Source organism: Mycobacterium senriense, from assembly GCF_019668465.1.
GTDB classification, from domain to species: domain Bacteria; phylum Actinomycetota; class Actinomycetes; order Mycobacteriales; family Mycobacteriaceae; genus Mycobacterium; species Mycobacterium senriense.
Genome location: NZ_AP024828.1, coordinates 2,091,979 through 2,116,639, shown reverse-complemented (window position 1 = coordinate 2,116,639; position 24,661 = coordinate 2,091,979). Strand labels below are relative to the sequence as shown.

Annotated in this window: 25 protein-coding genes and 3 pseudogenes; 10 read left to right on the top strand and 18 right to left on the bottom strand. The window is 67.1% G+C overall.

Translation table 11 applies throughout. From position 1 onward, the window contains the following. Window positions 1-141 precede the first annotated feature (141 nt). From MTY59_RS10085 to MTY59_RS10070, 4 genes are all read left to right on the top strand, one after another. Window positions 142-744 carry a TetR/AcrR family transcriptional regulator gene (locus MTY59_RS10085; protein WP_064953593.1) on the top strand — a complete coding sequence of 201 codons (603 nt, stop codon included), beginning with the start codon at window positions 142-144 and terminating at the stop codon, window positions 742-744. A gap of 27 nt (window positions 745-771) precedes the next feature. Next, entirely contained in the window at window positions 772-1,983 is a 1,212-nt protein-coding gene (locus MTY59_RS10080; RefSeq protein WP_221045511.1) for an acyl-CoA dehydrogenase family protein, read from the top strand. A 61-nt stretch (window positions 1,984-2,044) separates the two neighbouring features. Beyond that, window positions 2,045-2,458, top strand: coding sequence for a DUF6636 domain-containing protein (locus tag MTY59_RS10075; RefSeq protein ID WP_221045509.1), 414 nt, complete (start codon window positions 2,045-2,047; stop codon window positions 2,456-2,458). Window positions 2,459-2,488: 30 nt separating this feature from the next. Beyond that, entirely contained in the window at window positions 2,489-3,706 is a 1,218-nt protein-coding gene (locus MTY59_RS10070; RefSeq protein WP_221045508.1) for a GNAT family N-acetyltransferase, read from the top strand. A 16-nt stretch (window positions 3,707-3,722) separates the two neighbouring features. Here MTY59_RS10070 and MTY59_RS10065 read toward each other — a convergent pair whose 3' ends face one another. Both MTY59_RS10065 and MTY59_RS10060 read right to left on the bottom strand, forming a co-directional pair. Then, a complete protein-coding gene (locus MTY59_RS10065; RefSeq protein ID WP_221045507.1) occupies window positions 3,723-4,532 on the bottom strand; it encodes an adenylate/guanylate cyclase domain-containing protein in 810 nt (269 codons plus the stop codon). A gap of 45 nt (window positions 4,533-4,577) precedes the next feature. Then, window positions 4,578-5,540, bottom strand: a complete 963-nt coding sequence (locus MTY59_RS10060) for an alpha/beta fold hydrolase (protein ID WP_221045506.1) — start codon at window positions 5,538-5,540, stop codon at window positions 4,578-4,580. Window positions 5,541-5,578: 38 nt separating this feature from the next. Between MTY59_RS10060 and MTY59_RS10055 the strand changes: the two genes are divergently transcribed. Further along, the gene (locus MTY59_RS10055; RefSeq protein WP_250160794.1) at window positions 5,579-6,274 is read left to right on the top strand and encodes a DUF998 domain-containing protein; all 696 of its coding nucleotides are present in this window, start codon (window positions 5,579-5,581) and stop codon (window positions 6,272-6,274) included. Here MTY59_RS10055 and MTY59_RS10050 read toward each other — a convergent pair. The 4 genes and pseudogenes from MTY59_RS10050 to MTY59_RS10035 form a co-directional block, all read right to left on the bottom strand. Next, complete coding sequence (locus MTY59_RS10050) at window positions 6,219-6,920, bottom strand: ABC transporter permease (RefSeq protein WP_221046366.1); 702 nt, start codon at window positions 6,918-6,920, stop codon at window positions 6,219-6,221. The two genes, MTY59_RS10055 and MTY59_RS10050, sit on opposite strands and share 56 nt — an antisense overlap. Window positions 6,921-6,991: 71 nt before the next feature. Further along, a pseudogene (locus MTY59_RS10045) lies at window positions 6,992-7,959 on the bottom strand (aliphatic sulfonate ABC transporter substrate-binding protein). Next, window positions 7,956-8,743 (bottom strand): annotated as a pseudogene (locus tag MTY59_RS10040) (ABC transporter ATP-binding protein). Before MTY59_RS10040 ends, MTY59_RS10045 begins: the two co-directional pseudogenes overlap by 4 nt. Window positions 8,744-9,001: 258 nt before the next feature. Beyond that, a complete protein-coding gene (locus MTY59_RS10035) occupies window positions 9,002-9,283 on the bottom strand; it encodes a hypothetical protein (protein ID WP_083094372.1) in 282 nt (93 codons plus the stop codon). Window positions 9,284-9,528: 245 nt separating this feature from the next. Between MTY59_RS10035 and MTY59_RS10030 the strand changes: the two genes are divergently transcribed. Beyond that, window positions 9,529-10,746: an MFS transporter gene (locus MTY59_RS10030; RefSeq protein WP_221045505.1), complete on the top strand. Its 1,218-nt coding sequence runs from the start codon at window positions 9,529-9,531 to the stop codon at window positions 10,744-10,746. Between the two features lie 23 nt (window positions 10,747-10,769). Here MTY59_RS10030 and MTY59_RS10025 read toward each other — a convergent pair whose 3' ends face one another. Together MTY59_RS10025 and MTY59_RS10020 are read right to left on the bottom strand one after the other, a co-directional pair. Then, complete coding sequence (locus MTY59_RS10025; RefSeq protein WP_221045503.1) at window positions 10,770-11,807, bottom strand: LLM class F420-dependent oxidoreductase; 1,038 nt, start codon at window positions 11,805-11,807, stop codon at window positions 10,770-10,772. An 11-nt stretch (window positions 11,808-11,818) separates the two neighbouring features. Continuing rightward, the gene (locus tag MTY59_RS10020; RefSeq protein WP_221045502.1) at window positions 11,819-12,241 is read right to left on the bottom strand and encodes a nuclear transport factor 2 family protein; all 423 of its coding nucleotides are present in this window, start codon (window positions 12,239-12,241) and stop codon (window positions 11,819-11,821) included. A gap of 121 nt (window positions 12,242-12,362) precedes the next feature. Here MTY59_RS10020 and MTY59_RS10015 point away from each other — a divergent pair, with 121 nt between their 5' ends. After that, window positions 12,363-12,968 (top strand): PadR family transcriptional regulator, encoded by a 606-nt coding sequence (locus MTY59_RS10015; protein WP_221045501.1) that lies wholly within the window; start codon window positions 12,363-12,365, stop codon window positions 12,966-12,968. Here MTY59_RS10015 and MTY59_RS10010 read toward each other — a convergent pair. From MTY59_RS10010 to MTY59_RS27675, 4 genes and pseudogenes are all read right to left on the bottom strand, one after another. After that, entirely contained in the window at window positions 12,955-15,930 is a 2,976-nt protein-coding gene (locus tag MTY59_RS10010; protein ID WP_221045500.1) for an aminotransferase class I/II-fold pyridoxal phosphate-dependent enzyme, read from the bottom strand. The two genes, MTY59_RS10015 and MTY59_RS10010, sit on opposite strands and share 14 nt — an antisense overlap. A gap of 139 nt (window positions 15,931-16,069) precedes the next feature. After that, the gene (locus MTY59_RS10005) at window positions 16,070-16,960 is read right to left on the bottom strand and encodes an SAM-dependent methyltransferase (RefSeq protein WP_221045498.1); all 891 of its coding nucleotides are present in this window, start codon (window positions 16,958-16,960) and stop codon (window positions 16,070-16,072) included. 94 nt (window positions 16,961-17,054) lie between these two features. Beyond that, the gene (locus MTY59_RS27680; protein WP_284145691.1) at window positions 17,055-17,897 is read right to left on the bottom strand and encodes a ketopantoate reductase family protein; all 843 of its coding nucleotides are present in this window, start codon (window positions 17,895-17,897) and stop codon (window positions 17,055-17,057) included. A gap of 85 nt (window positions 17,898-17,982) precedes the next feature. After that, a pseudogene (locus MTY59_RS27675) lies at window positions 17,983-18,105 on the bottom strand (2-dehydropantoate 2-reductase N-terminal domain-containing protein); the annotation flags it as partial. Between the two features lie 93 nt (window positions 18,106-18,198). On the opposite strand from MTY59_RS27675, the gene MTY59_RS09995 reads away from it, so the two are divergent. Continuing rightward, entirely contained in the window at window positions 18,199-18,954 is a 756-nt protein-coding gene (locus MTY59_RS09995; RefSeq protein ID WP_221045497.1) for a haloacid dehalogenase type II, read from the top strand. Window positions 18,955-18,988: 34 nt separating this feature from the next. Here the strand turns inward: MTY59_RS09995 and MTY59_RS09990 are convergent, their stop codons facing one another. Beyond that, entirely contained in the window at window positions 18,989-19,708 is a 720-nt protein-coding gene (locus MTY59_RS09990) for an NUDIX hydrolase (protein ID WP_221045496.1), read from the bottom strand. Between the two features lie 79 nt (window positions 19,709-19,787). On the opposite strand from MTY59_RS09990, the gene MTY59_RS09985 reads away from it, so the two are divergent. Together MTY59_RS09985 and MTY59_RS09980 are read left to right on the top strand one after the other, a co-directional pair. Further along, window positions 19,788-20,681: an SCO6745 family protein gene (locus MTY59_RS09985; protein WP_221045495.1), complete on the top strand. Its 894-nt coding sequence runs from the start codon at window positions 19,788-19,790 to the stop codon at window positions 20,679-20,681. Further along, window positions 20,678-20,944 carry a YdeI/OmpD-associated family protein gene (locus tag MTY59_RS09980; protein ID WP_221045494.1) on the top strand — a complete coding sequence of 89 codons (267 nt, stop codon included), beginning with the start codon at window positions 20,678-20,680 and terminating at the stop codon, window positions 20,942-20,944. The genes MTY59_RS09985 and MTY59_RS09980 overlap by 4 nt, the downstream gene beginning before the upstream one ends. Window positions 20,945-20,976: 32 nt before the next feature. On the opposite strand, the gene MTY59_RS09975 is transcribed toward MTY59_RS09980, so the two are convergent. The 5 genes from MTY59_RS09975 to MTY59_RS09955 form a co-directional block, all read right to left on the bottom strand. After that, window positions 20,977-21,330, bottom strand: a complete 354-nt coding sequence (locus MTY59_RS09975) for a VOC family protein (protein WP_221045493.1) — start codon at window positions 21,328-21,330, stop codon at window positions 20,977-20,979. 112 nt (window positions 21,331-21,442) lie between these two features. Continuing rightward, on the bottom strand, window positions 21,443-21,958 hold the full coding sequence (locus tag MTY59_RS09970) for a hypothetical protein (RefSeq protein WP_250160793.1): 516 nt from the start codon (window positions 21,956-21,958) through the stop codon (window positions 21,443-21,445). Between the two features lie 119 nt (window positions 21,959-22,077). Next, complete coding sequence (locus tag MTY59_RS09965) at window positions 22,078-23,157, bottom strand: zinc-binding dehydrogenase (protein ID WP_221045491.1); 1,080 nt, start codon at window positions 23,155-23,157, stop codon at window positions 22,078-22,080. After that, window positions 23,157-23,864: a phosphonatase-like hydrolase gene (locus tag MTY59_RS09960; RefSeq protein ID WP_221045490.1), complete on the bottom strand. Its 708-nt coding sequence runs from the start codon at window positions 23,862-23,864 to the stop codon at window positions 23,157-23,159. Before MTY59_RS09960 ends, MTY59_RS09965 begins: the two co-directional genes overlap by 1 nt. Continuing rightward, entirely contained in the window at window positions 23,861-24,625 is a 765-nt protein-coding gene (locus MTY59_RS09955) for a GntR family transcriptional regulator (protein WP_221045489.1), read from the bottom strand. Before MTY59_RS09955 ends, MTY59_RS09960 begins: the two co-directional genes overlap by 4 nt. Between the last annotated feature and the right edge of the window lie 36 nt (window positions 24,626-24,661).

The following is a 24,661-nucleotide window of genomic DNA, read 5'->3' as shown; positions in this document are numbered from 1 at the left end:
TCACAGCAGTACCGGTCCGGCGCGATCAAGCGCAGTGGCGTTTCGCAAGAATTTAACGCCAGCCACCGCGCCCTCTCCTCCTCCACGTGCCCAAACGGGGTCGATTTTGGCTTGACCAGGGTGAGTGAGTACTCTCTCACCATGCTCGCCTCGGGACGCGACCGGCTGCTCTCCGCAGCCCTGCGGCTCTTCGCCGCCAAGGGCTACGCGGCGACGTCAGTGGCCGACATCCAGCGGGAGTCCGGGCTGGCGCCCGGCTCGGGCGCGCTCTACAAGCACTTCGGCTCCAAGCGCGAGCTGCTCGAGGCGGCGGTCGCACACCGGATCGACAGCATCGTGGCCGCGCGAGAGCAATACGACGCAGGGCAGCCGGGCAGCGTCGAGCGGGCGGTGCGCATCGCCGGCCAGTTGATCTGGAGCAACCTCAAACAGAGCGAGGATCTGCTCAAGGTGATGCTGCGGGAGCCCGACGAGCTCGGCGATCTCGACGAGAAGACGTGGCAGGTGATCACCGACAACGCCTACCAACGCTTCGCCGACGAACTGGCCGCGTCGAATCGGTCCGGCCGCACCAGCATTCCCGATCCCGAAGCGGCCGCGGCCGTCGCGATCGGGTCGCTGTCCTACGCGGCGACGCTGCAAGCACTGACCGGTCGCCTGCCCGGCAACACCGATGAAGAACGGTACTTCGAGGCGTGGGTCAACCAGACGGTCAGCGTCCTCGACCAGTACAGAAACCGTTAATTAGCAACCTATTTCAGGAGCACAGCTGTGACATTCTCCATGCAACTGTCTGACGACGTGATCGAGGTGCGCGATTGGGTGCACAAGTTCGCGGCCGACGTCATCCGACCGGCCGCGGCCGAATGGGACGAACGGGAGGAAACCCCGTGGCCGGTGATTCAGGAGGCGGCAAAGGTCGGCCTGTACTCCCCCGACTTCTTCGCACAGCAGGCCGCCGAGGAGACCGGGCTGGGGATACTGACCGCGTTCGAGGAGATGTTCTGGGGTGACGCCGGCATCGCGCTGTCCATCATGGGCACCGGCCTGGCCGCAGCGGCGTTGGCGGGCAACGGGACTCCCGAACAACTGGGACGCTGGCTTCCCGAGATGTTCGGTACCTCCGACGAACCCAAGCTGGGTGCCTTCTGCTCATCGGAGCCCGACGCGGGTTCTGACGTCGGCGGCATCCGCACCCGGGCGCGCTACGACGAGGCGGCCGGTGAGTGGGTGCTCAACGGCACCAAGACCTGGGCCACCAACGGCGGCATCGCCAACGTGCACATCGTGGTGGCCTCGGTCTATCCCGAGCTTGGTACCCGCGGCCAGGCCAGCTTTGTCATCGGACCGGACACCAAAGGTCTGGCGCAGGGCCAGAAGTTCAAGAAGCACGGCATCCGCGCGTCGCACACCGCCGAGGTGGTGCTCGACAACGTCCGCCTGCCCGAGGACGCCATCCTCGGCGGTCGGGAGAAATTCGAGGCCCGGATCGCCCGCGTGAAGTCCGGTGCCTCCACGGGTGGCCAGGCGGCGATGAAGACCTTCGAGCGCACCCGGCCCACGGTCGGAGCGATGGCCGTCGGCGTCGCGCGGGCCGCCTACGAGTACGCGCTCGAATACGCCTGCCAGCGTGAGCAATTCGGCCGCAAGATCGGTGAATTCCAGGCGGTGGCGTTCAAGCTCGCGGATATGAAGAGCCGTATCGACGCGGCCCGCCTGCTGGTGTGGCGGGCCGGCTGGATGGCCCGCAACAACCAGAACTTCGACTCGGCCGAGGGGTCGATGGCCAAGCTGGTCGCGAGCGAGGCCGCGGTCTACGTCACCGACGAGGCTATCCAGATCCTGGGCGGCAACGGCTACACCCGCGACTACCCGGTGGAGCGCATGCACCGTGACGCAAAGATCTTCACGATCTTCGAGGGCACGAGCGAGATCCAGCGGTTGGTGATATCGCGGGCGGTGACCGGCCTGCCCATCCGTTAGCAGGCGTAGAAGTGCCTGGCGTCTGATAGCTTCTGCGGCACACCAACCGTAAGGGGCTGACATGAAGCGTGCGGTCATCGCGGCACTCGGGGTCGTCGTCTGCTGGGTGGGGGCGCCCCGGGCGGTCGCGGACAACCCGGTGTGCACCGCGTCGGTGTGTGCCTTTTTGTCGCCGTCGCGCAACATCAGTTGCGAGGTCGACTACCAGCGGGATGCGGGCATCCCCGACGAGGCCTATTGCCAGAGCAACGAGCCTCCCGCATCAGTGCGCCTGTCCACGACCGGCGTGGTCACGAACTGCACGGGTGTTTCATGCCTCGGCAACCCGGGAATCGGCACGCCGGTCCTGGCCTACGGCCAGACCGCCGCGGTCGGTCCGTTCAGCTGTGCGTCCAAGGCCGACGGCGTCACCTGCACCGTGCCCTCGGGCCATGGGTTCACGATTTCGAACGCGGGCATCACACCCATCGGGTGAGGCCGTGCGCGGGCGCGACATGATGACCGGATGACCACCGAGATCCGGGTTCTCGACACCGAGGACGACCTCGTCGCCGCGGCGAGATTGTTTCGCACCGCGATGGTGGGCCTGCCGCCCATCTCGAACCTGCCGCCCGACCAGATCACCAAGCTGCTCGACCCCGGCCGCACCATCGGCGCATTCGTCGACGGAGAACTCGCCGGCACCGCGGACGCCGTGACGAGCACCCTGACCCTTCCCGGCGGAGCCGCCGTCAGCCACGCCGCCGTGACTCATATCGGGGTGCTGCCGTCGCACACCCGAAGGGGCGTCGCCACCACGCTGATCCGGCACCAGCTGCACGACATCGCCGAGCGCGGTGAGGTGGTCGCGTCATTGCGGGCGTCGGAGGCCACCATCTATGAGCGATACGGCTACGGGGTGGCGAGTTCCTTTCAGAGCGTGGAGATTACGAGCGCGCGGGCAGCGTTGCGGCCCGAGGTCGGGTTGGGTGGTCCGGTGCGGTTGCTCGGCGCCGACGAGGTCTGGGACACCTTGCCCCGCGTCTATGACACCAATCGTCCGTCCCGTCCCGGGACCATCGACCGCCCGCGGACGTGGTGGCGGAGCGCACGGCGTCGCACCGAATCCTCGCCGGGAGCTTGGTATGTCGCCGTTCATGGCGAACCCGGCGCCGAGTCGGGGTTCGCCCGGTACCGGCCCGTCGGCACCGAGAATTGGTTCGTCAGCGACCAGCGCACCGTCGTGGTCGAGGATTTCTTCGCGCCCACCGCCGAGGCCTATCTCGGGTTGCTGCGATTCCTGCTCGGCCTGGATCTCGTTCACCGAGTGATGTTTTGGATGCTACCCATCGACGACGCGCTGCCCTGGCTGTTCGTTGATCGCCGGGCGGCGAAGGTCACCGCGGTGCACGACGAAACGTGGCTGCGGGTCATCGATGCCCAGCGTGCACTGGCGGCGCGCTCCTACGTCGGCGGCGGGACCGTCACGATCGCGGTGAATGACCCAGTGCTGCCCAGCAATTCAGCGAGCTTCACCATCACCGGCGACGGCGCCGAACCGACGACCCGCCGCGCCGACGTCCACGTCGGGATCGAGGGGCTGGGCGCCGCCCTGCTCGGCGGCACGCGCTGGCGCAGTCTCGCCGCCGCCGGGCTGGCCCGGGCTGACGATACGGCCACGCTGGACGTGGCCGATCAACTGTTCGCGGTGCCCGAAGCGCCGCACGCCGGGACCTTCTTCTAGGCGCAGCGACGTCCGGTCAGTCGGACACCTTGACCGGATAGAGATTATGCGTCCCCTGTAGGCCTTTGAGTTCGGCCTCGTACGGTTCGCACAGCTCGATATCGGGTGTGCCGTCGACCGCGTCGCGCACCGGCTCACTGACGAGAATCTCACCGCCTTCGGCTTGTCCGGCAACGCGAGCCGCCATCGCGACATGGCGCCCGAACAAGTCGTCGCCGCGCCTGACCGACGGGCCGACATGAACGCCGATTCGGACGCGGATGCCTTCCCAGCGGTCCGGGTTGTCGAGGAGGGCGCGTTGCACGCCGATGCCGCACAGCACGGCTTGGCGAGGATCGGCGAAGGCCATCATGAATCCATCGCCTTGATTCTTCACCACGTGGCCGTTGTGGTTGTCGACGAATTTGTGGATGAGTTTGTTGTGCCTGTCCAGCACCTTCACCCATCCTTGGTCGCCCAGGGCCTCGTTGTTGGCGGTCGAATTCTCGATGTCGGAGAAGGCGATGACGACATCGCCGTCGGCGGCGATGCGGGCGAGATCGGGCCGTTCAACCTGCGCCCAGCCGGCGAGGTCTTCGACCGAGTTGCGAACCGTGGCGCCAACGCCTTTCGTCAGTAGCGAATCGGCCGTCTTGAATGCGGTCCTGATCGCGACGGGCGCGACGCCGCGGCGCCGTCGGCGCCGGCCACTGCTACGGCGGCTGCGCTCCAGCGCGGCGCGTGCTCCATTGAGCTGCCGTCGCGACACGATCAACAGGACTCCGAGGGCGACGAGGCCGGCGAATTCGGCCGAAGCGAGCGCGGCCAGCAGTATGGTCACGCTCATTCGTCGTTAGCTTCGGTCATTGGCCGAGTATGCCGCAGCTACGAATCACCGGGTTGGGGCGGACCGTTGCGTCGCCAGACGCACGCCGGCCGCCACCAAATCGGGCTGGTGGATCTGGATGAAGTGGTCGCTGCCGGTCGCGATCAGGTGCGGTGTCTGCGGCCGCAGCGCGATCAGATCCGCCGAGGCCTCTCGCCACGCCCGCTCGAGCTTGGCGCCCTGCTCGGGTGAGACGGTGCCCGCGATCGCGAAAGGTTCGGTCCTGGTCAGCACGACGGTGGGAACGGGTGGGAACGCCGGGGCAGCGCCGACCTGGGCGACACTCTTCTCGATGTCGATCTCCTCAAACCCAGGCGAGTTCGCGAACTGGGGCAGCGGCTGGTCCAACGCCTGGCGATAGGTCGGCCAGTCCACGCCCAGCAGGCCCGGTATCTCAACCGGAAAGGCGTCGACGAACGCCAGCGCCCGCACCTGATCGGGATAGGTCTGCGCGTACAGCCGGATGAACAGCCCGCCCAGCGAGTGCCCGACCAGGACGTACGGGCCCGGAAGATGGGCGGCGGCGAGTAACGCATGCAGATCCTGGACAACGTCCTGCGCGGTGCGGGGCATCGCGACCGGCGAACTGCGGTCGGTGATGCTGGGCGGATCGGGATAGCGCAGGGTGCCGGGCCGGTCGTAGGCGCAGACGCGGTGGTCGGCGGCCAGGGCCGGCAGCACGGCCGGCCCCGTGGCCGGCGCGGCGGCATCGGAGTGACTCCACGGATCCGCTGAGTTGTGGTAACCGGACTCCAAAATGACTGTGGGCCCGCCCTTTCCGTGGCATTCGAGGTACAGGTGCCGTCCGTTGCCGATCTGGATCGGGCCCGCGAACACCCCGCCCGACGACGGCACACCGTGGTTGTGTGCCGGGCCGCCGCATCCCAGGAGGGCAACCAGCAGCGTGGCGGCCAGCAGGCATCGACGAGAACCCGCCGCGAATCTTCGGATCTCCCGGACTGCACGCATCGCGCTATTGTGCGGCTAGCCGGGCCCCACGTGAAAGCATGTCCACCAAAATGGAACGACACAATCTGGCCAGCGCGCGGGGAGCAGCCCTGTGGGTGGTGGCCGCCGTGAGTTACCTGGTCCTGGAGGCGATCGCCGCCGGGGCGTTCGAGCCGGCCTACAGCTATGCACGCGACTACATCAGCGACCTCGGCCTTCCCGGCGGCACGCTGGTTCACGGCCGTCCGATCTACTCGCCCCGCGCCTACTTGATGCATGCGGCGTTCTATCTGCAGGGCATCCTGTTCCTTCTGGGGGCATCGCTGATCGTGGGGGTTCCCGACAACCGAAGGGCCCGACTGTTTTTGGGCGCCGTCGCCACGAACGCCGTCGGCAACATCGTGATCGGGACAGTGCACGGCGGCGCGGTGCACGTTGCCGGTGCTGTGCTGGCCATTGCCGGGGGCAACGCCGCGATCTTGCTGGGGTCCGGCGTCATCGGGCCGCTTGCCGCTTGGCGCCGGTATCGCGGGTTGTCCAAAGCCATTGCGGCCCTTGGCCTGTTGTGCTTGGCCATGCTGATGATCAAATCGGCGACGGCAACGACGTTTCTGCTGCCCGACGGCGCGTGGGAACGCGGCAGCGTGTACTCGATCACCGGCTGGCAGTTGCTCACCGCCGCTTGCCTGCTGGTGGGAACTACCCGCGCCGCCGCACGATCCGGGTCTCGACGGCGCCCAGGGCCCCGTCGGTGAGCTTGCCCAACCCGGCCAACAGCACGATGGCCAGCAGCATCACGTCGGTGCGGCCGCTGTTTTGACTGTCGATGAGAAGAAACCCGAGTCCCTTCGAGGACGCGATCAGCTCGGCCGCGACCACGAAAAGCCACGCGTTCGCCAGGCCCAGCCGCAGCCCGTTGACCAACTCGGGCGCCGCGGCCGGCAACATCACCGTCGCCAACAGCGAGGCGCCGTGCCGCCCATAGGCCCGTCCGACCTCCAGCAAACGGGGGTCGACATGGGAAAGCGCCGACGCCGTCGTCGTATAGATCGGGAAGAACGCGCCGATGGCCACCATGAGGATCTTCGGCGTCTCATCGATGCCAAACCATAAGAGCAGCAACGGCACCCACGCCAAGGACGGCACGGTCCGGAAGGCGCCCAGGGTGGGAGCCAGCAGCCTGCGCACCGTGACCGAGAGGCCGACCAGTGAACCCAGCACCAGGGCGACGCCGGCGCCGGCCAGGTAGCCGACCAACACCCGCGAACCACTGGCCTCGAGGTGTGTCCACAGTTCGCCGTGCCGAAGTAGGCCGCTTAGTGCGGACACCACATCGGCGGGAGGCGGCAGCTGGCTGGCGGCGAAAAAACCGGTAACCGCCGTGGCAAGCTGCCAGATCACCAGCAGCAGTACCGGGACGATCAGCCCGACCAGCACGAGCGGCAACTTAGCCAGCCGCCCGGTCTTGGGCGTCAGTGTGCTTGCTGAGCGAATTTCGGCTCGAACAGTGTGCTCAGTGCGCTGCGGCCGGCGTCCTCGGATTTGATATCGCCGTCCGCCACGGCCAGCGGCACCACCCTGGTCAGCACCGCGCGCAGCGAATCGTCCGGCACCGGTGAGATGTCCAATGCCGTTCGGCCCAACTCCTCTTGCGCCACGCTCAGCGGTACCTTCGCCTGCGAGGCCAGCAATGCCGCCAGCTCGGCCGGGTGCTTCGTTGCCCACTTGCGGGCCTCCTCGTAGGTATTGGCCACCAACTGGACGGAATCCGGATGGGCGGTGATGAAGTCCTCGCGCACGTTCAAGACACCGCCGGAATTGAAATCGGGGTTGCGGTAGATGATGCGGGAACCCTGCTGCTGAATCGTCTCGGCCATGAACGGGTCCAACCCCGACCACGCGTCGACATCGCCGCGCTCCAGTGCGGTTTTGCCGTCGGCGTGCTGCAAGTTGACGATCTCGATGTCAGCGGGCGAAAGCCCGGCTGTCGCAAGCGATTGCAACAGGAAGAAGTAGGGGTCGGTCCCCTTGGTGACCGCGACCTTTTTGCCCTTCAGATCAGCCACGGAGTTGATGGGTGAGTTCTTGGCGACAACCAGCGCCGTCCACTCCCCCTGGCATATACGTCGACGGTCTTGATCGGCGTGCCGTTGGCCCGCGCTAATAGGGCGGGGGAACCGCCGGTGGAGCCGAAGTCCAGCGCCTTTGACCGTAGTCCCTCATTGGCCTTGTTACTGCCCTGCGACAGCACCCAAGTGACGTTGTAACCCTGCTTTTCGAGCAGGTGCTGATCGCGGATGACCAGGCTCAGCGGGTTGTAGTAGGCGTAGTCCAGGTGGAGGTCCTTCGCCGTCGCCGTGCCGTTGCTCGAACAGCAGGCGGACGCCGCGATGACCACTGCGGCGGTCATCGCCATTGTCGTCAGATACCGCCGTTTCACGAGGTTTTCGCCTCCTCATCGATCACGGACGACACGGTGGCACCACCGCGTCGGGGGACGCCGAGTTCGTCCAACAGCTGGTCGCGCAGCGCGGTGATACACGCGGGTCACCGCGGTCGCGTGGCTTGGGAATCGGGATGTCGAATTCCGCGACGATGCGGGCGCCGCCGGTCGCCTCGGCGCGCAGGATCAGCACCCGGTCGGCGAGAATCACCGCCTCGTCCACGTCGTGCGTCACCAGCACCGTCGTGGTACCGGCCTCTTGCTGCACCGTGTCGAGCAGATCCTGCATGCGCAGGCGGGTCAGCGCATCGAGGGCGGCCAGCGGCTCGTCGAGCAGCAGAACGCTGGGGCGCCGGGCCAGGGCCCGGGCCAGGCCCGCACGTTGCGCCATACCCCCGGACACTTGCCGCGGATAATGATCGCGAAATTTGGTCAAGCCGACGACGTCCGGCCAATGCTGCACTGCCGCAGAGCCTTTCGACCGGACTTTGCCCGGTGTCAGGCCGAACTCGACGTTGGCCGACAGCGACCGCCAGGGCAGTAGGCGGGGTTCCTGGAACACCACGGCGCAGCGCGGGTCGATCCCCCGGACGGATACGCCATCGATCTCGATCCGTCCACCGGTGGGTAGGTCCAGGCCGGCGATCAGTCGCAGCAGCGTCGATTTGCCGCTGCCCGAAGACCCGAGCAGTGCGACGACCTCGCCGGGCTCGATCTCGACGTCGACGTCGTGCAGCACGGTGTGCGTTCCGAACGTGCGGTTGACGCCGCGAAGTGACACACGTGCCGGCGCCGGGCTGGTCGATATCACCCCGCGCAGCCTAGGAAGCTCCCGACAGGGCGGGAAGGTTTTCAGGTGGTCATGATTTCAATCGCGGCCCTGGTCCGCCCGATGAACTCGGGCCAACTGCAGATTTGCACCCGGGGTCGCGCAGTAGTGGCCACCATCACGTCGCTCGCCGCGAATTCCGGCTACGCCGTTGGCGATTGCGTCCGGCCCGGCTCCCAATCGGGAACCGGCTGCGCGACCCGGCGGCCGTCAGCCGTGTGGCGCCTCGGAGATCTTGGTGTCGGGCTTGCCGAGCGTCTGGCAGTACGTCATCGCCGAGAGCCGCGTTGCGGAAATCTCCACATTGGTCGGGTCGGCACCGCTCTTGTCTTTGAGCATCTTGCTGACTTCGTCGTTCTGCTTCTTCTCGTCCTGCGTCGTGAAATCTTTGCACTTCGTGTCGCCGCCGGTGTTGATGACCTGTGAGGCCGAACACGCGCTGGACAGCAAGACGGAGATCGCGATCGTGGCTGCCGCAATGTACTTCATCATTTGCCTTCCTGGGTGCGAGTAGTGGTACCAGTACACCAAATCGCCTGATTTCAAACCCCGAAGAGGCATCCGAACCCGCGCTCGCCGTGTTTGCAGGCGCGCGTTGGACGGCGAAATTCAAGTGACATCGAGGTGTCTAACGCGGTGTGATCGCCTCCAGCGGGAATAACCGCCCAGGTGACACCGCGTTCTACCATCGTCGGTCGGCCGCGCATGCACTCTGAGTTCGGGAGGAGAGGAGATCCGTGACCTCGCCGAATGTGCGCACCGGCCACCGTGGCGGTGCCCGGTCGACACGCGAGCCGGCGGGGACCCAGGCGCTGTTCGTCAGCGTGTTGGCGCTGCTGCTGGCCACGGGGTGGGTCGCCAACCACTTCGTCGGGTTGATGCCGGTGATCAGCGACACCGAGCACCTCAGCACGGCCGTGCTCGACGGGATCTTCGGCATTTACGCGCTGGGGCTGCTGCCCGGGTTGCTCGTGGGCGGTCGCGCGTCGGACCCGCTCGGCCGCCGGCCGGTGGCGCTCGCGGGCTCGTCGGCCGCCCTGTTGGGGACGGCGGTGATGCTGCTGTCCCAGCACACGGGCGCTCTGCTGGTGGGTCGCCTGATCGTCGGGATCGGTGTGGGCCTGGCCATCAGCTCGTGCACCGCATGGGCCTCGGATCTGAGAGGCTCCGCGAGTGCCGCGACCGCCGGAGCGGTGCTGACCGCCGGCTTCGCCCTCGGGCCCTTCGCCGGCGGGTTCATCGTGTTGGCCGGACGATCGGGCATCCGGGTGTCGTTCGGTGTCGCCGCCGCCATCGTCGTGCTGGCAGTGTCGGCCGTCGCGGTCACGGCAAGGCGCACCGACGTGGCCGGAACGGCGACGCACTACGACTCGGTACGGGTGGCCCCGGCGGTGAACGGATTCAGCCGGGCCCTGAGTTGGGCCATGCCGCTCGCGCCGTGGGTGTACGCCTCGGCGACACTGGGATTCGTCACCATCCCCACCCGGTTGCATACGGCGCTCGCGGCCCCGATGGCGGCGGGCACGGCCACCCTGATCGTCAACGGTGTCAGCGGCGTCGTGCAGATACTGGCCCGCGCGCTGCGGTGGGGCCCGCAGGCCGGAACGGCGGGTGCGGTGCTGGCCGCGCTCGGCTACGCGACCGCCGCGATCGCGCCGCCCACGCTGACCCCGGCGCTGGGCCTGCCGCTATTGCTTGCCCTCGGCTGCGCGTCGGGGCTGTGCCTGCGCGAAGGATTGATCGACCTGGAGGCCGCCGCGCCGCCGCACCTGCGCGGCGCGCTGACCGGGGTGTTCTACGTCGTTACGTACATCGGCTTCGCGCTGCCGCTGTTCCTGGCCACCGTCGGGTCCGCGGCCTCGGTCGTGATCCTGTCGGTGATGGCGGCGCTGGCGTCGGTGACGGCGGTCGCCAGAGCGGTGCGGTTACGACGGGACAGTCACCGGCAGGAGTGATCGGCCGGGCTCAGCGGCGGCGATCAAACCAATTGGCGCAGCGTCTCGATCAGCTTGATCCGCTCAGCCGTCGTGGACGCAATGGGCGCCACGTTGAGGGTGGTCACCCCCGCCTCGCGGAACGCCGCAAGGCGTTCCTTGACGAATTCGCGGCTACCGATCAGGTTGACGTCTCGCACCAGATCGTCGGGCACCACCTTGGCGGCGCCGTCTTTGTCACCGGCCAGGTAAAGCTCTTGAATCCGGTCGGCTTGGGGGCCGTAGCCGTATTTTGTGGCCAGGGCGTGGTAGAAATTCTTGCCCTTGGCGCCCATCCCACCGATGTAAAGCGCCAGGTGCGGTTTGACGAACTCCCTTAGCGGCTCCACGTTTTCACCGATCGCCAGCACGGGGCCGGCATAGATGTCGAGCTCACCCAGGTCGGGGTCGCGCTTGGCCCGGCCGGCGGCCAGAGCATCCCCCCACACGTCCTGCGCCTTTTCTGGCAGATAGAAGATCGGCTGCCAGCCCTCGGCGATCTCGGCCGCCAGTTCGACGTTCTTGGGCCCCAGCGCTGCCACCAGCACCGGAATGCGCTCGCGGACAGGCTGATTGATCAGCTTGAGCGGCTTACCCAGCCCGGTTCCCCGGTCGGTGGGCAGCGGGATCGTGTAGTGCTTGCCCTGATGTTGCACGGTCTCGCGCCGCCACACCTGCCGACAGATCTCGATGACCTCGCGAGTCCGGCCGATCGGTGCATCGTAGGGAACACCATGGAAGCCTTCGATGACCTGCGGGCCGGAGGCGCCCAGGCCGAGGGTGAACCGGCCGTCGGAGACGTAATCCAGGCCGGCCGCCGTCATCGCGGTCAGCGTGGGGGTCCGGGTGTACAGCTGCAGGATGCCCGAGGCCAACCCGACGCGTTCGGTGCTCGCGGCCAGGTAACCCAGCGCGCTCACCGCGTCGAACGAATACGCCTCGGGGACAAAGACAATGTCCAGTCCGGCGCGCTCGAGGTCGGCCACTTCGGCGGCCACGTCCTTGAACCCGCCCGCATAATTGATGCTCAGCCCAATCCGCATGGTCATTACTTCTACGCGCTACCGGATTGATTGGCCAATTCGAGCGCCTCCTGCTGGATGCGATCGAACTGGGCACCCATCGCCTCGGAAAGCGCTGTCGCGCCTGACAGGGGCCGCACCATCACCATGAAGTCGTCGATCCGACCGTCGTCGTCGAAGTGCAGGAAGTCGCAGCCGGTGATCTTCACCCCCGGCGCCCCGATTATCCCGGTCTCGAATACGAAGGCGTGATCGCGCCCGCTCGGGTCGTGGATCTCGCGGATGTAGTGGAAGTCCTCGAAGATGCGTAACACGCCGCGCAGGATGGCGGCGGTGATCGGCTTGCCGACGTAGGGCTTGAACGCCACCGGGCTGGTGAACACCACGGTGTCGGCCAGCATCGCCTGGATGCGCTTCTCGTCGCGCTCCTCGACGGCCTTGCGGAACGGGTGCATCGGTGACCTCGCATAGTCAACTAGTTGAGTAGGTGGGATCGACGCTAGGGCGCCCGCCACCCGATGTCCAGAGTGCGATTAATCACTTTGTTGAATAATCGCATCGTTGTAGCATCGATCGATGTCGCTGCGTGACGCGGTGTTGGCCGCCCTGCTCGAGGGCGAATCATCCGGGTACGACCTGGCCAAAGACTTCGATGCCTCGGTCGCGAACTTCTGGCCGGCCACCCCGCAGCAGCTGTATCGCGAACTCGACCGGCTCGCCGAGCAGGGTCTCATCCAGGCCCGGATCGTGCAGCAAGAACGCCGGCCCAACAAGCGCATGTTCTCGCTGACCGACGCCGGCCGTGATGCTATCCGGCAGTTCACGGCGAGAGCACCGAAGCCGTCGGTCATCCGTGATGAATTGCTGGTCAAGGTCCAGGCCGCCGACGCCGGAGACGTCGACGCCGTCCGCGAATTCATTCGCGAACGACGGGACTGGGCGAGCGCCAAAGTGCAACGCTACGAACGGTTGCGGACGCGAATGCTGGACGGCCGTAGCGAAGAGGACTACCTCGCCCAGGCCGAACGAGTTGGCCCGTACCTGACGCTGACGCGTGGAATCTCGTTTGAAGAGGAGAACATTCGATGGGCCGAACGCGCGCTGAGCATCGTCGACGCCCGCTTGTCGGCCGGCGCCGCGCGCACCGGGCGGTCACGGCGCCGGGCCGCTACCCGCCGGTGAGTTCGTCCGCCCCCACCTCGGGGACACCGTTTCCGCTTGGCGCGACGGGCGCGGTCAGGCCATCGCCGGGCTGCTGTCGGCCCAGCAGTTCGTCGTGCCCGACCTCGGGGAGGTTGCCGCCCCGGTCGGGGTTGTCGCGCTTCGCCGACTTTTTCTTCGGCGCCTTCCCTGACGCGGGAGCGGGCGCGGTGTCCGCGAGGCGGTCGCCGTTGGACGCCCGGCCGACGGACTGGCTGACCATCTCGATGGCCTTCTCGGTGTAGACGCGGTAGCCGAAATCCGGTAGATAGCCATGGATCTCGGGGGTGTCGAGATCCCGCATGAATTGCAGGATCTCCCGGCTGAACACCTGCCCGGGCACCAGGACCGGAAATCCCGGCGGGTAGGGCGTTACGTAGGTCGCCGACACGACGTCGACGCCCGCATCCAGTTTCTCCACGACCTGCTCGCCGGTGAGGTATTCGCAGTTGGTGTCGTCGTAGGACAGGTAGAACCCGCGGCGCACATCTCCCTCGGGCGTCGGTTCGGTTCCGCTGTGATCCCGGAATGCGGGATGAAATCCGCTGAAATTCGGTAGCGGCAAGGACATTTCGGTGAGGCGAAAGACCGCGCGCTCGAAATGCTCGCGTTCTCCGAGGCTCATCTCGGAGATATTCTGATCCAGCTCGCGGGCGATGTTCACCAGCACTTCCACCAGGAACGCAACCGAGCTGCGGGTGGTGCCGATGTTGGTCATGAACAACACGCTGTTGCGCGACGTCTTGTTGATCTGGATTCCGTAGCGGTCCATCAGCTGCTGACGCTTGAAGGTGTCGCCGTCATAGCCGGTGAGCCCGATGAACAACGTGATCCGGGACGGATCCAGCACGAACTCGTCTTGACCCCAGGCCGCCATCATGTTGCGCAGGCCGGAGCGCAGCGGCTGGGCGATAGCCGATGGCCGGTACTCCTCCGGGATCAGGTCCGATGTGCGCAGGCAGCGCATGTACTTGCTCAGCAGTGGGTGGTTGTCGATGGCATCGCGTAGCTGCATTGCGTTTTCGATCTGCCGCTGCACCAGTTCGACGCCTTCCAGCGCCACCTGACGGCGGCCGAGATCCAGCGACGCGAGTATCTGGTAGTTGGGCGACGTCGACGTGTGCGCCATGTAGGCCTCGTGGAACGGCTCGGCGACCTTCTGGTCGAAATCTTGATCGAAGACGTGGATCATCGATCCCTGCCGCAGCGCGGTGAGCGTCTTGTGCGTCGACTGGGTCGCGTACACCCGTACCCGGGCCCGGGCGGGATCCGGGAGCAGCCGACGGTCCAGGAGGTCGTCGTCGGAGGGTGGGTCGGCGGACTCGGCGGCCAGTTGCTCCTCGTAGCGGCTCAGGTACTCGGGATCCTGGAGCCGCTCGCGCAATGCCCGCGCGGAGGCCATCGCCGTGCGGGTGCGGTAGACAGGGTGGAACCGCGCGAAGGCGAACCACGCCTCGTCCCACAAGAAGACCAGATCGGGCTTGATGGCGAGGCACTCCTGCATGACCCGCTCTACGTCGTAGACGACCCCGTCGAAGGTGCAGTTGGTCAGCGACATCATCTTGACCCGGTCGAGCTTGCCGGCGCGCCGCAGCGCCAGCAGCTTCGATTTGATCTCCCGCAACGGCACCGCGCCGTACATCGAGTACTCGTTGAGCGGATACGCGTCCAAATAAACGACATTCGCGCCGGCCAGCATCATCCCGTAGTGATGCGACTGATGACAGTTGCGGTCGAGCAGCACGATGTCGCCCGGTGCCACCAGCGCTTGGGTGACAACCTTGTTCGCCGTGGACGTTCCGTTGGTGACGAAGTAGGTGTGGCGCGAGCCGTAGGCTTGCGACGCGAGTTGTTGGGCCTCGCGCAGGGGGCCGGTCGGCTCGAGCAACGAGTCCAGGCCACCGCATGTCGCCGATGTCTCGGCCATGAACACGTCCAGGCCGTAGAAACCCACCATGTCCTTGATCCAGTGGGAGTTGACGATCGACTTGCCCTGCGAAATCGGGAGCGCGTGAAAGACACCTGTCGGGCGGTGGCTGTACTGCTTGAGGGCGCTGAAAAATGGTGTGCGGTAGCGCGCGGCCACGCCCTGCAGGATGGACAGGTGCAGCTCGAGCATGCCTTCGCGGGCGTGGAACACCCGGCGGAAGTACTGGCCCAGTCGCCCGGCGATGTCTTCCACCTCGATCTCGGTCATCAAATAGAGGTCCAGTTCGGGCCGCAATTTCGCCAGCGAGAGCGCCAGGATCTGCGCGCGCTCTTCGGGTGACTGGTGATCGTTCAACTCATCCGACACCGCGGTGTCGACGAATTCTGACAGCGCCGAGAGGTCCCGGGTCGATTGGTGGGAAAAGCGCCGGCGGATCACCACCGCCTGCAGGTTGACGTTCAGCCGTGCCGCAATCAGGGCCTCATCCCCGCTGGACACCACCACCAGCTCGTAGACGAATTCGTCGTCGGGCCGTCGCCATTTACGAACCTCGTTGCGCAGCGCCCGCTCCTGCTCTTCGGTCATCTTCTCCACGACGAGCACCTCGAAATACGGCCGGTCGCGCTGCGTCGCGGGTTGATGCTCGAGGAGTTGCCGCGGGTCGGAAGGGAACATGTCCAGCTCGTCAGCGCCGGCGTTGTCCACGTCCCCTGAGCGGTAGGACTCGGTGGTCAGTGCCCGGTTGATCTGCCCGACCGCCTGCGCGAACTTGTCATAGCTGCCAGCCGCGAAAAGCCTTTGGATACGCGCGAATTGGGGTGCACCCGGATACGCCCAGTACGGCTCCAGGGTGCTCAGGCGTGCCAGGAGCTCCTGGCAGGCGCCCGCCCATTTGTCTTTGAGATCTCCGGTAGTGGTTGGGCGGGTCAGCCGGTCAGCGGCCTCCTCGAGCCGGCACCACGAGTCGCTGCGGACCTGCCAGAGACTGTTGTAAGCGCGCAAGTGTTCTGTCATGGCGGCCCTTTCCTCAAGGCGCCGAGACACGTCGGTCCCGATGCGTTGGTCAAGGTTCGCAGAGCCAGTCCGCCCCTTGGTGACCAAAGGACGAACAACGAGCGTCCGTCACATGACAGCCACAGAGATCGCTCGTCGGTCAGCCTTCGCGGACGGCGGTGAAGAATTTAGTGCGCATCAACCGGTCGAAGACCACGGGCAACTCCTGAAAGGGCCGTCCATACTCGGTGGCCGCCTTGTCGACCAGGTCGACGGCCGTGACCTGCCAACCATGCTGGGCCAGAAAGTCTTTGGTGTCCGTGCGCGGATCGTCGTACCACAGGTTGGCGACGGCCGGCTGGCCGGTGTCTTGGCTGATGGTGGGGACGTTGTCGGCGAACTCCTGCACTTCACCGGGCGCCGGTCCGAGCTCGACGGCCAGGCGGCTACCGACAGCCGACAGGCGGTGCAGCTTGTCGAACAGCGCATCCTGCGCCGCCCCAGGCAGATACGGCAGCAAGCCCTCAAGGGCCCATGCCGTCGGTTGGCCGGGGTCGAACCCCGCCGCAATCAGCTCACCCGCCCAGTCGTCGCGTAAGTCGGTTGCGACGGTGACGCGCCGCGTCGACGGTACGGCACCCTGCCGGTCGAGGACATGCTGCTTGAATTCGAGCACTCGCGGTTGGTCGACCTCGAAAATCGTATGTCCGGCGGGCCATTCCAGCCGATACGCCCGGGAATCCAGTCCCGCCGCCAGGATCACCGCCTGGCGCGTTCCGGCTCGACTGGCATCAGCGAAGAACGCGTCGAAGAACCGCGTCCGCACCCCCACCCACTGCGCGTTGAACGCCGCGGCGCTACTCATGTCCGCATTGTCAACTGCCGCAATCAGATTCGGCTCACCGGCAGCAGCGACGAAGCCCGCGGCATACGCGTCGTTCGCCAGCGGCGGCCGCAGCGCCGCGTCGAGGGCACGCGCCGCGCAAACGGCCAACGCGGTGAAGCCGACACTCGTCACGATATCCCAGGTGTCGCCGGCACTTCGGGCCACAACGGCCTCCAATCGTCGATTGAGCCGCCGCACTTTCGTTCGCACGGCTAACGATATGGTACGGCGCGCGCCGGTCCGGCGCATCGCGTCCCGATCAGGTCGGCGATGCGGCGCTCGCGTCGATTCCCAACATTTGCGCCAGGTGCGCCGCCGAGTAGTGCCCCGGCCCCGCACCCTCGCGCACCGCGACGCGGACCGCGCGCGCAACGGCGGCATTCAGCGGCGCCTCGATGCCATTGCGGCGTGCGATCCGGGCGATCTCGCCGTTGAAGAAGTCGGTCTCCACGTTGCCGGTATTGCGGGTGAACGACTGCCAGGTGGAGTTGCTCGACCCGTTGTCCCATCCGGGAATCGGACGGATGGTCGGTCCGTCGGCACGCACCGCTTTCGAGGTTTCGAAGGAGACGAATTCGATTCCGGCGTAGCGCAACACGTCTTCGCCCTCGGCACGTAGCGCGGCCAGGATCTCGCCGGCATCGGTCGCTCCGGCGGTCAGCGCCCCCACCCCATTTCCCAGGTTGCTCAGTAGCTTGTTGTATTTCCAGGGCGCGACATCGGGCGTGACGCGGGTGCGGATGCCCGCCGCGCTCCAGGTCTCGGCGACGCCGGTCAACAGGTCGGCATCGGCCGCGGTTGTGACCGCCGCAGGCCACCGTGCGAGGTGGAACTGGCCGGCGATCGGCCACGACCGCACGATCACTTCGCCGGGTTCCAGGTGTACGGCCGGCAACCACACGCAGATGCCGAACACGCGCGCGAAGTACCGAAGCGCTTTCTCCTCGGCGGCAACACCATTGAGCGCAGTCATCGCCGGGAGCAGTTCGCCCGCGGTGCCGTTCGTCCCCTGTACCGGCCGGTCCACCCACTCCTGCAGGGCACCATCGAGTTGCTGCGTTTTCGTCGTGAAGACCAGCACGTCGCGCTCGGTCAGGTGCACCTGCTCGGGCCGCGTCGCGACCGAGACGGGTGTGGAACGTGCCGTCGGGCGTCCTCAGTGTCAAACCGGCGGCCGCCAGCACCTCGGCATGCCGGCCCCGGGCGACCAAGACGGCGGAAGTTCCTGCGCGCGCCAGCAATCCGCCCAGGGTGCCGCCGATGGCGCCGGCGCCAACGATCACGTATCGGCGTACGTCGGAAGCCGGCATTGCCACGCCCTCTCGGTGAAGTTGCAATCCTCAACGGCGAGATTACGTGTCGCCGCCCGACCGCGCCGCCGCGCGCGGCGTTAGCCTGAGGCGATGACCGATTACCGCTCGCCCTCGACCGGCCGCGCAGTGCGTGCCGTTTTGTTCGACACCTTCGGTACGGTCGTCGACTGGCGTTCCGGGATCGCGGCCTCGGTAGGGCATTTCGCGCACCGCCACCAGCTCAGCCTCGATGCCGCCGCATTTGCGCTGGAGTGGCGCGGTCACTACCTCCCGTCGATGGCCGAAGTCCGCTCGGGCCGCCGGGAATTTGTGTCGCTGGACGTCTTGCATCGAGAGAACCTGCTCGCATCGTTCGAGAAGTTCGGCGTCGGCGCCGAGGCGCTGCCCGGCGGAGAGGTGGACGACCTGGCCCGGTCATGGCGCTGGCTGCCGCCGTGGCCGGACAGCGTCGAAGGCATCCAGGCCATGAAGCGGCACGTGATCGTCGGGCCGCTGTCCAACGGCAACACCGGGCTGCTGGTCGATATGGCGAAGTACGCGGGCCTGCCGTGGGATGTGGTGCTCGGTTCGGATGTCAGCAAGGCCTTCAAGCCCGACCCGCGTGCGTACCGGGCGCCCGCGCAGTTGCTGGGCCTGGAACCCGGTGAGGTGATGCTGGTGGCGGCACACCCCTCCGACCTGGAGGCGGCCCAGGCCAGCGGCTTGGCCACCGGTTTCGTCGCGCGCCCGGCGGAATACGGGCCGGGCCTGCCGGCCGACCCGACGCCCGCGGGCGCCTGGGACGCCTCGGGCACATCGCTGATCGAATTGGCGGCGTCGCTGTTCGGGACGCCGGACCAACGCTGACCTCGGCTGCCCTGCGAGAGGCGGTGGGCGATGGCTACTTCCAGGCGAAGACCGGTTGTTCCAACTCACCCACCGGGTCGGCTCGCCCTTCCAGACCCAGCCAACGCAATTGCAGCAGCACCGCGCCGGTCGGGGCGTGGATGAGGTCATTGCCCAGCGGGATCTGCACGACCGGTCGCGGGCTTTCCGGAATGGTGACGAATCGCGGCGAGTCGTCGCGCTGGAGTTGGTGCAGCCCCACCCGGTACACGGCCACGACCTCGTCGGGCGCCGGTCGAAGCTCGAGCCGTCCCCCTCCCCAGACCACCACCGGGGTGATCACATACCCGGACCGGGTGGGATAGTCGTCGAGCAACCCCAGCACGGTCGAATCGGACAGCTCGATACCGACCTCCTCGCGCAATTCCCGCAGCGCCGCGTCGACCGCCGTCTCGCCCGGATCGAGGCGGCCGCCGGGCAGTGCCCACTGCGCCGCATGTGTGTTGAGCCGAGATGCCCTGCGGCACAGCAAGAAAGCGGCGCCGCCGGACACGTCGACCATGCGACCGTCCAGATGGGCAGCGGGCATCGGACGCCCGGCGTTCCACTCGTCCACCGACACCGGATCGACCCGGTCCTCCCCCACCTCCGAATCGACCAGTACCACCGCTACGGCTGCGTGCCGCTTCGTCGGATCGGTTACCGCGCGGCGGTGGTGGCCGGCCAGGTTGTTCCGAATCCGCTCGCGCAATGGCTGGTCATAAGGGATGGTCACTTCTCGAGCCTAGGCGAGGTGCCTGCTGGGCCGCGGGTCCGTGCTTGGTGGTGGCCGGCGCCAGTGGTTAACTGCGAGCATGCGACGACAACCCGCGTTGGCTCGACGCTTCTTCGATCGCTATGAGCCGGTGCACGCGGTGACCTATTTCGCGCCGGAGGCGCGAGCGGCGTTGGACGCGCTGGGCTACCGGGGTTTCTGGATGGGCTATTTCGCCGCCCGCTCGGCACCGTTGGGTGCGGCGCCCCGCGAGGTGGTCAGCGCGATCTTCTACAACTTCGCACCCGAACGGGTCGCCAAGGCATTGCCGGCGGCATGGGAGATCGCGGGTCCGGAGGCCGCGTTGCAGGCCCGACAGGAGTCCGCGGTGGCCGCGCTGCGTCGCTATGGCCTGGGCTCGGATGAAAACATCCGCGTTGCAGCCGAATTGGCGGGCCGGGCGGCGTGCCATGCTCCGCTCGACGCGCGTCCGCTGTTCGCCGCGAACCTGGCGCTGCCCTGGCCGGATGACCCGCTGTCCGCGCTGTGGCACGCCACGACGCTGCTGCGCGAGCAGCGCGGTGACGGGCACGTGGCGGTGCTGGCCGCGGCCGGCATCCCCGGCCGCGAGTCCAACGTCTTACACGCGGCGGCGGGCAACGTCTCTCGCGATTACATCGCCCGCACCCGCGACTACGACGAGACCACGTGGCGTCACCACGAGCAACGGCTTGCCGAGCGTGGGTTGCTCGACGACGACGGAACACTGACCCCGGCCGGACGGGAATTGAAGGACCACATCGAATTGACCACCGACGCATTGGCCCTGTCCGCGCTCGACGCGCTGAGCGACGACGAGGTGGAGACGCTGTTTCAGGCGCTCACCCCGATCACCCGCGCCGTGGTCGCGGGCGGTGACGTCCCCGCTCTCACCCCGATGACATTGCGCCGCGACGAACTACACGACGACAGCGCGCATTTGGTCAGCCGATGAGCGGCCGGCGCGTGCCCGGCGGCGTCGTGCACAAATTGCCTGCGGACCTGCTCGAGTCGCTGATCGGCAACCCGACCGCGCTCGCCGCCTGGCGTGACATCACGCCGCTGGCCCGAAACGAGTTCATCTGTTGGGTCGAGGATGCCAAGCAGCCGGCGACCCGGGAACGCCGCATCCGCCGGACCCAGGAGGAGCTGGAAGAGGGCAAGCGCCGGCCTTGCTGCTGGCCGGGCTGTAAACATCGCGAGCGCACCGGAAAGTAAACGCGCACCGGCACTTCCGGAGTACGGCGCTCCTATCGGGCCAATGGCTTGTAGAACACCAAGCCGTTGCCCTTGTTGTCGTAGACCACGGCGCGTCGTTCATGGGCATCGTCATAGGGGCCCTTCACGATGCCGCCGCCGCTGGCCTCGACGGCCTTCGCAGCCGCATCGACGTCCGTGGTCTTGATGCCGACCACGACCTGCCCGGGGATGGGGTGGTCGACCGCGGTCGCCAGCGCCAGCGTGACCGGGCCCGCGTCGAGGGCCGCGAAGTGCGCACCATCGCGAAATTTCAGTGGCATGCCCAAGGTCTCGCTGTAAAACCGGATCGACTCATCCAGGTCGTCGGTCGACAAGATGATCATCTTTGCTTCGTGCCCGCCCATGGCGCCTCCTGTGTCCGGATCGCTACCAGACTAGGCCGAGCGCGCATGCCGGCGGCCGGCGGCGCCCGGTTGACGCAGGCGGTTGATGAAACGCAGGTGCCGCAGTGGACCCTCAGGCGGCGCCGGCCGAAACCGCTTGGCCGTCAAGGTTATCCATCGGCGGAGCCTCGCCGTGCCCCGCACCGCGGTAGGCCACCGCGGTGGCCAGTGCCGTACCGCCCTCGATAGTCCCGACCACGATGACCTTGTCGTTGATCGTGAAATGCGGCGCGGCGGTGATGGGTTGGCGGGCGCCATGCGTGACGACGGTGGTGTTCGGGGTGAAGTGGTAGGTCTGGATGTGGCCGTCCGCGCCGCGCATGGTCACCGAGTCCGCCGACACGGCCACCACTGTGCCTTCCTGACTGACCGGCTGCGAGATGGCCGGCGGCTCGAGACTGGCGGCGACACTGCGCTTCTCGTGCTGGCCGACGTTGAGCACCAACGCTGTCAGGCAGGCGGCACACAACAGCGAAGCGGAGATGATGTCGCACACCTTCGCAGCGCCGGACAGGACGCGCCGCTGACCGTGATCGGTCGATGTCGGCATTTGCTCCGGTGACTCGGGCATGCGGTGTTTGGCGCTCACTGTCGGTCCTTCCAGCGGCGTTGCGCCGAAGGAAACCGGCACCCACCGAATCAGGTTGTTGCGGTGGAATTACCCGGGGATCTGGGGCGGTAAACCCAGACCTGGCGTGATCTCCTTTGTCAAGGGGCGATCGAGTATCGCGGCACAGGTCCCGCGGACGCGACCAGCAGGGCGCCGAGGTCGTCGAGTGATCCGGGGTCGGCGACCAACTCGTGCCACGGGAAGCGCTCGCACGTTCGGTGCAAAAAGGTCAGTGCCGCTGCCAGGTGTCGCGGTTCGTAATTGTGTACGCCGAGGATGGACAGTTGACGGCGTACCACCGACTCGGCGTCGACCGCCACGGCCGCATTCGGTGCGACGGAGCCGGCGAGGACGGCTATCCCCTGGACGTCGAGGCCTGCCAGCCCGTCTTGCAGGACATCCGGTACGCCGGAGAATTCCAGCAAGATGTCGCTCGCGTCGGCGCCGCCGACCGAATCCCGCACCGAGGTAGCGCCGAATCGCCGTGCCAACTGCCTTCTGGCCGCGGCCGGATCGACCGCGGTCACCACGGAAGCGCCTGCAGACACGGCGGCGGCGATCGCGGTCAGCCCGAGCATGCCGGCGCCGAGCACAATGACTCGTCGGCCGGCCAGGCTTCCCGCGCGTTCGAGAACGGCCATGACCGTCGCCGTAGCACACGACGCAGGTGCGGCGACCGAATCCATGAGGTCGTCGTCGACCACGGCAACGGGCAAGCCGCGCGGGAGCAGCACGTGCTGGGCGTACCCACCGGACAGCGCCCATTCGGAGTTCAGCGCCTCATGGCCGGCCTTGTGCACCACCCGGCACTTCGCCGTGACGCCGGCCAGGCACCGGTCGCAGGTGCCGCACGGCCACGTCACGCTCCAGATGACGCGTTGACCCACGCGCAACGACCGTCCATCCACGGCCCGTGGCTCACCGGTGCCCAGCGCCACGATCTCACCGACGGTCTCGTGGCCGAGGATCGACGGGCACGGCTGTTGGCGCCGTCCGCTCACCGTAAGTCTGTCGCTACCGCACACCGTGGCAAGCCTGACTCGCACCAACGCATCACCGGGCCCCAGCGGGGGCACGGTCACCGATTCCACCGCGATGTCGGCGCCGCCCCGCCACACGGCCGCCAAGGTGTGGTCGATCCTGACGGCGGCCTTTTGGGGCGATGGCGTCGGCTGCATCACGCGGGGCTGGCCGCCGCGTTGCGCAGCTCGAGCAGCGTGGGCAGGTCGGCCACCGACGCGACCAGATGGGTGTGCCGATGCCTGCCGAGTTCGACCGCGTCCCCGGCCCCGGACAGGACACCGACGACGAACGCCGCGCCGGAGTTGGTTCCGGCTTGCAGGTCACGCGGGGTGTCTCCGGCGATGAGCACGCGGTCCACGCCGACGACACCGAGGTTCTCCATCGCCCGGAAGATCATGAAGGGCGCCGGGCGCCCGGCCGCCACGTCGCTGCCGCAAACGACGTCGTCCGCCACCGAATCGCCGTCCCAGCCCAAAGCGGAAATCAGTGAGTCGACGATGTCGCGATCGAACCCGGTGGTGAGCGCGACCCGGATGCCGGCGGAGCGCAGCACGGCCATCGCGTCGGTAACACCGGGCAGCGGGCATGGCGGCGAGATCGCGTAGGCGGCCGTCAGCCGGGAACGGAAATCGGCGACCACCGTGTCCAGCAGGTCCGCACTCGGGGGCTCACCACCGGGTCCGGTGAGCAGCGCACGCAGCGCCTCGTGTTTGGCCGCCCCGTGCCAGCGAGCGATGTCGGCCGGTGACGGTGTTGCGCCATAGGCGACCGCCGTTTCAGCCAGAACCCGGTAGACCTGCTGTCCCTCGTCAATGGTGGTGCCGGCCATGTCCAGTACGGCCAGCTCGAGCCGGGCGCTCATCGGGCGTCCGCCTCCGCCCCGGGCTTGGCATTTCGGGCGAGGGCGCAGCGCGCGTCCAGGGTGTTCTCCAGTGTGAAGCTGACCATGGAAGGCAGATACCGGTCGTCGTGGTATTCGATGATCTCGCCCCTGACTCCTCGGGTGATCCGCTGCTGCCTTAGCAGCGGATCACCTTGCGCCACAGAGAGATGCGCAGAGTCGACGGGGTCGGCCGCGATCGCGTCGATGACGTGAGAAGCGGTCGAGAACCGCACCCCTTGCGACAACAGGTAAGCCCACAACGACCCTGAGTCGCAATCGAAGTCGAACAACCGGCGACCCACGTCCGCGACGAACGTCGCGCGTTCCAGCATCGCGGGCTCGCCGTCGAGGTAGCGCAACCGCAACATTTGCACGACCGGCGCCCCCTCGTCGATCTGGAGCACCGAGGCCGCGTGTTGATCCGCTCGGCGCAAGGCCAATTCGAGCGTGCGCTGTCCGGGCTTGCGCCCGATCGATTGGGCCCAGGCGGAGTAAGACAGCAGCGTGTCGAACGGCTGGCCGATCGAAGTCGTGCGGACGACCGGCCGTTTCCCGCGACCGCCGGCGATGACTCCTTCGGCGCGCAGCGCCGCCAGCGCCTGGCGCACGGGTCCGCGTGACGCCTTCCACCGGTCGCAGAGCTGAGATTCCGACGGAAGCTCAGCACCCACGGGCAGCTCTCCGGCCCGGATCTGCTCCCGCAGGCTGTCGGCGATCATTTCGTGCAGCGCCACTGCCATGCACTTGACTATACATGCTGACGCTAATAGATCCGG

Bases quoted from the DNA above. Each gene is read 5' to 3' on its own strand.
- MTY59_RS10085 (WP_064953593.1), top strand. From the start codon at position 142: ATGCTCGCCTCGGGACGCGACCGGCTGCTCTCCGCAGCCCTGCGGCTC.
- MTY59_RS10075 (WP_221045509.1), top strand. From the start codon at position 2,045: ATGAAGCGTGCGGTCATCGCGGCACTCGGGGTCGTCGTCTGCTGGGTG.
- MTY59_RS10070 (WP_221045508.1), top strand. From the start codon at position 2,489: ATGACCACCGAGATCCGGGTTCTCGACACCGAGGACGACCTCGTCGCC.
- MTY59_RS10065 (WP_221045507.1), bottom strand. From the start codon at position 4,532: ATGAGCGTGACCATACTGCTGGCCGCGCTCGCTTCGGCCGAATTCGCC.
- MTY59_RS10060 (WP_221045506.1), bottom strand. From the start codon at position 5,540: ATGCGTGCAGTCCGGGAGATCCGAAGATTCGCGGCGGGTTCTCGTCGA.
- MTY59_RS10055 (WP_250160794.1), top strand. From the start codon at position 5,579: ATGTCCACCAAAATGGAACGACACAATCTGGCCAGCGCGCGGGGAGCA.
- MTY59_RS10035 (WP_083094372.1), bottom strand. From the start codon at position 9,283: ATGATGAAGTACATTGCGGCAGCCACGATCGCGATCTCCGTCTTGCTG.
- MTY59_RS10025 (WP_221045503.1), bottom strand. From the start codon at position 11,807: ATGCGGATTGGGCTGAGCATCAATTATGCGGGCGGGTTCAAGGACGTG.
- MTY59_RS10020 (WP_221045502.1), bottom strand. From the start codon at position 12,241: ATGCACCCGTTCCGCAAGGCCGTCGAGGAGCGCGACGAGAAGCGCATC.
- MTY59_RS10015 (WP_221045501.1), top strand. From the start codon at position 12,363: ATGTCGCTGCGTGACGCGGTGTTGGCCGCCCTGCTCGAGGGCGAATCA.
- MTY59_RS10010 (WP_221045500.1), bottom strand. From the start codon at position 15,930: ATGACAGAACACTTGCGCGCTTACAACAGTCTCTGGCAGGTCCGCAGC.
- MTY59_RS09995 (WP_221045497.1), top strand. From the start codon at position 18,199: ATGACCGATTACCGCTCGCCCTCGACCGGCCGCGCAGTGCGTGCCGTT.
- MTY59_RS09985 (WP_221045495.1), top strand. From the start codon at position 19,788: ATGCGACGACAACCCGCGTTGGCTCGACGCTTCTTCGATCGCTATGAG.
- MTY59_RS09980 (WP_221045494.1), top strand. From the start codon at position 20,678: ATGAGCGGCCGGCGCGTGCCCGGCGGCGTCGTGCACAAATTGCCTGCG.
- MTY59_RS09975 (WP_221045493.1), bottom strand. From the start codon at position 21,330: ATGGGCGGGCACGAAGCAAAGATGATCATCTTGTCGACCGACGACCTG.
- MTY59_RS09965 (WP_221045491.1), bottom strand. From the start codon at position 23,157: ATGCAGCCGACGCCATCGCCCCAAAAGGCCGCCGTCAGGATCGACCAC.
- MTY59_RS09960 (WP_221045490.1), bottom strand. From the start codon at position 23,864: ATGAGCGCCCGGCTCGAGCTGGCCGTACTGGACATGGCCGGCACCACC.
- MTY59_RS09955 (WP_221045489.1), bottom strand. From the start codon at position 24,625: ATGGCAGTGGCGCTGCACGAAATGATCGCCGACAGCCTGCGGGAGCAG.